Annotated in this window: 1 protein-coding gene and 1 pseudogene; both read right to left on the reverse strand. The window is 42.3% G+C overall.

Going from position 1 to position 1,093, the window contains the following annotated elements; genetic code table 11:
• On the reverse strand, positions 1-484 hold a 484-nt coding region (locus JCM19043_RS15695; protein ID WP_156321455.1), incomplete at its 3' end, for an IS200/IS605 family accessory protein TnpB-related protein.
• Positions 481-1,093 (reverse strand): annotated as a pseudogene (locus JCM19043_RS17040) (hypothetical protein); the annotation flags it as partial. The pseudogene JCM19043_RS17040 and the gene JCM19043_RS15695, both read right to left, overlap by 4 nt.

Here is a 1,093-nt window from a genome sequence, read left to right on the forward strand (position 1 = left end):
AAGCGGGATTAACAATGTACACAGCAACCCCCATTTTTTCAGCTCTTGATCGGATTGACATGATCATCTTTTGATAAGCAAACTGACTCATTCGGTGATTGGCTTTGCTATGTCCATAAGGACGCGACACTTTGGACCGCGTCGTATCCAATCTTTCAATGGCGAGTGGTTTATGATGTTTAACGGCATAGTCAACGAGGGCAATAACCTCTGCTTCTATGATTTTCGCCTGCTGCCCACTGGTTTTATCCTCTAAGTTAAATGAAAGCGTGAAGGCATCCACACATTGACCTATGGCGTTGACATTGGCGACAGCGATATGATTTACATTCAGATCAACCCCAATCATACCCATTGATGTTGAGGTATTCAGGTAGGGTGCAGGCGGCACATCGATTAAGCATTTAACGATGTAGTAGTCACCATGATCCTCAAGTGACCATCCGATAGGCTTCCCATACTTTTTCTTATCTTTCAGGTTCATTTGTGTCTGAATGGCACGATTGACATGATCTTGGCCATAAGGAAAAACAACGTTAGCGAGACGAATGACGCATTGGTTGATCGCCTTAAAGGTAAGAGTATGCGTCTCTGGGTGATAATGAAAGACAAAGTTACCTGATTTGGCATCTTTCGTCCCGAAATGGTCATCTTACCGTAACGCGCCGCTACCCAATCTTTCTGCCAACGCTCAGGATGAGCGTGATAAGACTTTTGCGTTAACCGGCCGCGCGCGAGTTTCTTACTCCCGAAACATACACCCGTCACTTTGTTTGTCAATTGAATCAATTGTTTTTCATATCGATCTTTCTTAAAGTTCAACTGGCCCAAGCGAGACTTCAGGTGTTTGATTTCAACATCAAGGTATTGATGTTCAAAATCATAAGCACAGTAAAATAAGCGTGTGGAATGCTTATATGTCACAACAAAAAAGGCTCCTTTTTGTTGTTCACGTGATGTTTTATTGAACATCGGTGTTCCTTTGACAAAAGAGCCTTTTATCTTTTGAAGTGTCGTCAAGCGCGCCTTCGTCGCTTTTAATTTTCTTTTAACGGCGTTGATTTGTTCTTTTTTATTACGCGAATGAATTTCA

The organism is Halolactibacillus sp. JCM 19043, from assembly GCF_001310395.1.
Classification (GTDB): Bacteria; Bacillota; Bacilli; order Bacillales; family Amphibacillaceae; genus Halolactibacillus; species Halolactibacillus miurensis.